This is a genomic window from Shewanella sairae (assembly GCF_023283535.1).
Lineage (GTDB): Bacteria > Pseudomonadota > Gammaproteobacteria > Enterobacterales > Shewanellaceae > Shewanella > Shewanella sairae.
Genome location: NZ_JAKILT010000103.1, coordinates 1 through 6,765 on the forward strand (window position 1 = coordinate 1; position 6,765 = coordinate 6,765).

Here is a 6,765-nt window from a genome sequence, read left to right on the forward strand (position 1 = left end):
AGTTATAATGGCGGCTTGACCCCAAATGAATCTGAACGAAGATTTTGGAATACGTACAAGTCCGTGTCCAGTTTTACTTGACCACTACAGACCAAACCACAGGCTTTAAGCTTAAGTGCCGCGTCATTGATATTGATTTCACGACCTCAGCCCCAAGCAATTAACTTCTCCTTCGATTGCGCCACTCAACATGGCGCAACATCATCTACAAACTTCTCAGAGCTAAGGAATACTTATGACGCAATTAAACAGCTTTAAGCTGCATTTCTCATGCGAAAGACTAAAAGCATTAAGGGAAATGATTGATTCAAACAGGTATCGTTATAAACAAGCAAAGATTAATCGCTTGGAAATGGAGGCGGCAGAACTTGAGTTTATGGTTTCACCAACCGCAACAGATCTCTTCTTGAAAAATTGTCCAGATCCTTTTTTCGATATGGGTATATCAGTGGTATCCAAGGAAGCACTACCTTACAGGGATGATGAATACCATTCTTATAGTAACCCGCGCTATTGCACCAGTGAACAAAACGATGAAGTCATTGACCAGTTGAAAAAAACAGCGTGTCCTGAGCTAGAAGCATTGCTTGAATGGATGATTAAGCATGAAGACGATGGTTGGATCATTGTGGGAGTGTTTGATCTCGAAATTGCGGGAATTCCAATCACAGGCAAAGGGTTATGTTTGTCGTTTTCAGAGTATATTTTTGCTCGTCAAGATAATGACCCAACATATATTCCACGAGAAGAAGGAAAAGCAGCGTTTGATGACGATAAATTAGATACTGATAATCCGTATGTTACTTCAACCGTTTCTTTTGATGCTTGGTTAGAAGGCTGGCAACAAGGTCGCCAAAATAAACAATGGCGCGACTTTCATGCTGCACGATTGGAGGGCGAATCATGTTGAAACCACGTAAGCAATGTAAGCACGTTCCAATAACACTTGAAGCAGGACTGCTAAAGGTGCTTAAAGGAAGAGTGCTGCTCTTTGACTGTATAGGTGAAAACAGTGTCGATATGTACTACACCGATGCTGGTGAATTGATAAATCAATACCATCCTAAATTTTTAGTTTTCGAAGCACTTTTACAGCGACTTGTCGATAAAGGCGTACTTGAGTATGGGTGTTCCTCTTGGGTGATTACTGGAGATAAGGCTGGACGCAAACAAGAACTTAGCCTTCCTCGCGCGATTGGACAATCCCGACTAAAACGAGCCAATAAAGGGCACAGACTCTGCACTGAAGATGAACGTCGTTCTTCTATAGGTTGGATGGCTGGATTGGAAGCATTTTACTGTGGTGTATCAACTACTGACAACCCTTATGAGCAGAACTCAATTGAATATCAAGGTTGGCTTGAAGGGTGGCAGGGTTCCTATGAGTTGGATGACGAGATGAGAGCTTGGCACGAAGGGGGTAAAGCGTTCAATAATGGGTGATTACAGCCCGAAAACAATGATTTACCTCCCGCCACACTTAAAACAGATAGCAAAAAAAATGATTATTAATCTAAACAACGGAGCGCTATATCATGTATAAGAGCTGTTATGAAAAAAATCTAATTCCTAAAAATCATACAGAATACCCAATATATCCATCTTGCTTTATCACAGTTAAAAACTCAATGTACGAGCAAGTTGTTAATGAACTGCAAAATAAACGGCGAATACCTAGTATATTTTTTGACGGGGATATTATTATTGTTCCTGAAAGTTACGTTAAATTAATCAATTATTTAAAAACTCATTATTGTGGCGAGGTTGTAGCTACTGACCAAATGAAAGAGTGTGAGTTTGCCACATTAGCCATTGCAGCGAATGTGGATGACGAATTAATCGCTATAGGACATAGCATTGTAGGACTCGCGGGAACCACCAGTGAAATGTTAGAAATGGTATTACATACCCCGAAAAAAGCCGCAACTGAGTGGCGGCAACTCTACTTACAAGCTGCACAACCACAATAAATAACAACGTTACACACTAAGACTTCTATTATCTTTAATGTATTGGCGCCAAAGCCAAACGTACTCCATCACCAGAATAAATAATCCTATTCCTACATGAAAAGTGGTTGAACCATAAAACGCAATGGTTTCACCGTAAGGTAACTGCCAATCTGTTCCCCAATGAGTGAGTAGGGGTGCAAACGCTCCCCACATTCCTACGCTCAGTAAAGGAAACAGCATCACTGCCCACATTGCACGATACCAAAGCCCTAGATACAACATCGTAAACATCACTCCAATAACACAGAGTAAGCGGTCTACCACCAAACCAAACACCGAAGATGGCAATTCCATAAAGGCCAATAACGAACAAAATACAAAAACAACCAATGCAATAACAATACCACCAAGCTCTTTATCCATAGCGGCAAACTCAATTAAAGACGATTACCTAGATTAAACACCTAAAAACAAAATATTCAAAGAAAAATACACGTGAAAACAACAAATAAGCCTAAAACACAAAATAGCACTCAACTTGACTTACATTCACCGATGTCTACCAACGAACTATTAGCTCAAAAATCACAAGACGCCGAAACCACACCTGGATTTGGCGCAAGCTTTTCACCCGATGAAGCCGAACTTGCGGGCGCCTTTGTTGAAGATGCGCTATCTGAAAATGATGTGTTAGACACAGAGGAGCTAATCGATGAGCACAACTAAACGCCCTTTCCATGAAACTGTTGCCGCTAATTTGATTGAACGCTTAGAGCAAGGCACAGCGCCATGGCAACAGCCTTGGACCGATAAGCAACAACCTCATCTTCCCTATAACCCTAACAACAATCGACGCTACAAAGGCATTAACACCTTAAACCTCATGGCTCAGGGGTACAGCGACCCACGATGGATGACTTATAAACAAGCTGCTGCGGTTGATGCACAAGTGCAGAAAGGCGAAAAAGGCACCTTAGTACAGTTCTGGAAATTTTATGATGAAAAGAACAAGACCGACGAGAACGGTAAAGTCGTTAAGGATGCACTGGGTAAGCCAGTTAAAATCAAAGTGAAACTTGAGCGCCCTAAAGTCTTTTATGCCTCGGTGTTCAATGCTGAGCAAATCCAAGGCTTACCCGCGTTAGTGGTTGAGCCGCCCAATGAAGAACAACAGTGGCAAAACATTGAGCGAGCTGAAAAGTTACTCGTTGCTTCTGGTGCCAAGATTAACCACGACCAAGCAGACCGCGCATTTTATTCTGTAGCTAAAGACAGTATTCACCTCCCCGAAAAAGAGCAGTTTGATGAAGCCGGTAAGTACTATGCAACGGCGCTACATGAACTAGGCCACTGGACCGGTCACCCCTCACGCCTTAATCGCGATTTAGCCAATCCCTTTGGCAGTGAAGCCTACGCAAAAGAAGAACTACGCGCTGAAATCTCATCAATGATATTGGGTGAGGAGTTAGGCATTGGTCACGACCCTAGCCAACATACCGCCTACGTTAAAAGCTGGGTAACCGCCCTTAAAAATGACCCACTTGAAATATTCAGAGCCGCGGCCGATGCAGAAAAGATATTAACCATGCTACTCGGCTTTGAGCTACAACAGGAGCACACCATGACAGCAGAGCATGAACTCGATGATGACGCGCAGTTATCCTGGTCAACCTTACAAGACACAGCCAAAGAGTTAGGCTTTATGGCGGTGTTAACCTCAAACAAGGAAGATTTAGTATCACCGTACATCATTAATTATCACTCCCCCGATGGAATGCCCGTCCCCATCCAGTCACGATTAAAACCAGACGGGCAGGTACACACAGGGCAAGAAGGTGAAACCATTGAGGGTAAAGACTTCACCCTCAACGCTGAACAACAAAGAGATTCATTACTTGTTGCCTTAACGCCTTATCAAAACCTTAAGCAGATTGAAGAAATTCACCAGCAAGCCCCACATCAATCTGCATATCAAGCTGCACAGGCGCCACAAAGGGATGACGTTGAGAAAATCTACCTTGACGTGCCTTACAAAGAAAAGGACCAAGTAAAAGCACTCGGCGCCAAATGGGATAAACAAACCAGTCACTGGTGCGTCCCCAAAGGCACTGACTTAACTCCTTTCAATCAATGGCCAGTCACCACACCCACGACAACCAAGCACTATCTAGCCGTCCCCTATGAAGAACGCAACGAAGCCAAAGTCGCCGGTGCAAAGTGGGATAAACAGCAAAGTGCCTGGTATATCAATACCAGCAAAGATGACACCTTGCTTGATAAGTGCCGTCAATGGTTACCAGAAAACCAACAGGTAGAAGCCGCGCAACCATTAGATGCACGTGAAGAATTTACCGACAAACTGGCCTTTATGGGGTTTGACGTGTCAGGAGAGCACCCTATCATGGACGGTAAAAAGCATCGGTGCCGTGTTGATACCGATAAAGCCGGTGTATCTCATAATTCAGGCGCCGGTATGTACGTAGGCTCACTTGATGGTCACCCTTGGGGTTATGCCATTAACAACAAAACCGGTGAAGAAACCAAGTGGAAAGCCAAAGGCTATAACCTGAGCCCAGCAGAAAAAGCCAAGTACCAAGCCATTGCTGCCCAAAAGCAGCAAGAACTACAAGAAGCCAAAACCAAAGAGCAAACCAAAGTCGCTAACGCAATCACTCGACTGGTTGCGGTCTGCACTCAAGCAACGGGTAATGAGAAGTACATTACCGACAAACAATTAACCACAGCCAAGCTCTTGTGTGTTCCACCGCCAAACAGCTTACCTAATGACCCTGATATTCTTATCGGTGAAAACTGGAAGGCCAGTAAAGCGCTGCGCGAAGCCAACCCTGACAAACTCATCTTTACCACAGGTGAATTACTTGTACCGGCTATTGATGACAAGGGGGATATCAGAACCGCGCAAACCATTCAGGCCAACGGCACCAAGATGTTTCCCCGTGGAGGGCAAAAGACCGGTACATTCCACATCGTCGGCGGTGAATTGGAAGATATCGCCAGAGTCTCAACGCTGATTATTGCAGAAGGGCTCGCGACCGCTGATACCATCGCAGAAGCCAGTAAACACCCTGTCATATCGGCATTTGATGCCGGTAACGTGATTGAAGTGGCTAAGGAGCTACACGACAAATTCCCTGATAAAACGCTGCTTATCTGCGGTGATGATGACGCGCACCTAAGCCTTACAGAAATCAAAGGTAACGTTGGCCGTAATAAAGCTGCGAAAGCAGCAGAGTTAACCGGTGGCAAAACCCTATTTCCCATCTTTGCACCTGGGGAGCAGAATTACCCAAGCCACTTACAACCAATGACGCCTGAAAAATGGCGTAACAACGAAGTGACAGACGAAGAACGCAACGCCATTAATGGCATGAAACGCTTCACTGACTTCAACGATTTAAAGCTCAAAAGTAAGTTTGGTATTGAAGGGGTTAAGCGCCAATTATGCGCAGCTTTACACCAAATCAAAGAGCAACAGCAAGAAGCGCCTGTACAGGTTAAAACCCAGCAAAAGAGCCACGGCTTTACCCGCTAGTCCCATAACTCACTCAACCCTATTAACGTTTATCACCGCAAAGGCGGCGCTTTCGGCTGCCTTTGTTTTGAAAACGTAACTTAATCAAATTAAATAAGGACATACCATGTCAAAAATTCATTTCGTATTACAAGGCAAAGGCGGCGTAGGTAAATCACTCGTGGCCAGTTTAATCGCGCAGTACTGCATCGAGCACGACAATATCCCAATGTGCATCGATACCGACCCTGTTAACCAATCCTTTGGGGCTTACAAAGCACTTAACGTCCATCAACTCGATATCCTGGTGAACAACGATGTAGACCAGTCAAAATTCGATCAACTCATGGAGTTAATCAATCAACACCCTGAGCAAGATTTTGTGATTGATAACGGCGCCAGTTGCTTTGTGCCTCTGTCAAATTACCTCATCAAAGGTAAGATCATTGATATGCTCACAAAGATGGGGCGTGAAGTGATTATCCATACCGTCGTAACCGGTGGACAATCAATGATGGATACTTTGCATGGATTAGACAGCCTTGTAACTAACTACCCTGACAATGCTCTCTTTGCGGTTTGGTGTAATCCATACTGGGGGGAAATTGAAATGAACGGCAAAAGTTTTCAAGAATTAAAAACATACACAAAAAACAAAGAAAAGATCAACGCCATCATCACTCTACCAGTGATGCAAAAAGATACCTTCCAGCGTGATTTTATTGAAATGCTTAGATCCAAGAAATTATTCAATGAAGCGATCAATGACAACGCACTATTTTTCATGCCAAGACAGCGATTGGCGTTACTGAAAGACGACATTTTTAATGACATTCGTGTCGCCAATATTCTTTAAGGTGATCACCATGGATAACGCATTTAAATCCGATCATGCAGAGTTACTCGATAACATTGCAAAGCGTCATGGGATCATTCCTCAAAGGAATGAAGTTACGCTCATGCAACTCACTATTTATGAGTACTTCCTATATAAATCTCAGCTCGCAGATCAACAACAACTCAACCATTTAAACCAGTCCCTAGAAATGACGTTTCACCAACTTAACCATGAAATGTCAAACAACCTTATTAAGTGGAGTGATTCTATCGACAGAAAAGCAGAGCTCTTAATACGTGTTGGTTTAGAAGAGAACCGCGATCAAATCGCGGACGCAAAAAAAAAGTTCTTCGCTGATCTCGAATCACAAATAGCTAATCAACAAGTAATAACCAGCGCTGCGGCTGAAAAGATTCAGAAAGCCGCAAAGCTTAACTATATGG

8 protein-coding genes are annotated in these 6,765 nt (G+C 43.6%); 7 read left to right on the top strand and 1 reads right to left on the bottom strand.

The features are described 5' to 3' along the window. Positions 1–235: 235 nt before the first annotated feature. The 3 genes from L2748_RS22610 (at position 236) to L2748_RS22620 (ending at position 1,970) form a co-directional block, all read left to right on the top strand. Positions 236–910: a hypothetical protein gene (locus L2748_RS22610; protein ID WP_220783341.1), complete on the top strand. Its 675-nt coding sequence runs from the start codon at positions 236–238 to the stop codon at positions 908–910. Further along, complete coding sequence (locus L2748_RS22615; protein ID WP_220783340.1) at positions 904–1,443, top strand: hypothetical protein; 540 nt, start codon at positions 904–906, stop codon at positions 1,441–1,443. The genes L2748_RS22610 and L2748_RS22615 overlap by 7 nt, the downstream gene beginning before the upstream one ends. Positions 1,444–1,535: 92 nt before the next feature. Next, positions 1,536–1,970: a hypothetical protein gene (locus L2748_RS22620; RefSeq protein WP_220783339.1), complete on the top strand. Its 435-nt coding sequence runs from the start codon at positions 1,536–1,538 to the stop codon at positions 1,968–1,970. A 9-nt stretch (positions 1,971–1,979) separates the two neighbouring features. Here L2748_RS22620 and L2748_RS22625 read toward each other — a convergent pair whose 3' ends face one another. After that, positions 1,980–2,375: a hypothetical protein gene (locus L2748_RS22625; RefSeq protein WP_220783338.1), complete on the bottom strand. Its 396-nt coding sequence runs from the start codon at positions 2,373–2,375 to the stop codon at positions 1,980–1,982. Between the two features lie 72 nt (positions 2,376–2,447). On the opposite strand from L2748_RS22625, the gene L2748_RS22630 reads away from it, so the two are divergent. The 4 genes from L2748_RS22630 to L2748_RS22645 form a co-directional block, all read left to right on the top strand. Next, a complete protein-coding gene (locus L2748_RS22630; protein ID WP_246616283.1) occupies positions 2,448–2,678 on the top strand; it encodes a conjugal transfer protein TraD in 231 nt (76 codons plus the stop codon). Beyond that, positions 2,665–5,505 (top strand): zincin-like metallopeptidase domain-containing protein, encoded by a 2,841-nt coding sequence (locus tag L2748_RS22635; protein WP_220783337.1) that lies wholly within the window; start codon positions 2,665–2,667, stop codon positions 5,503–5,505. The genes L2748_RS22630 and L2748_RS22635 overlap by 14 nt, the downstream gene beginning before the upstream one ends. Before the next feature lie 106 nt (positions 5,506–5,611). Next, on the top strand, positions 5,612–6,340 hold the full coding sequence (locus tag L2748_RS22640) for a P-loop NTPase family protein (RefSeq protein ID WP_220783336.1): 729 nt from the start codon (positions 5,612–5,614) through the stop codon (positions 6,338–6,340). A gap of 10 nt (positions 6,341–6,350) precedes the next feature. Further along, the coding region (locus L2748_RS22645) for a hypothetical protein (protein ID WP_248957769.1) at positions 6,351–6,765 on the top strand (415 nt) is incomplete at its 3' end.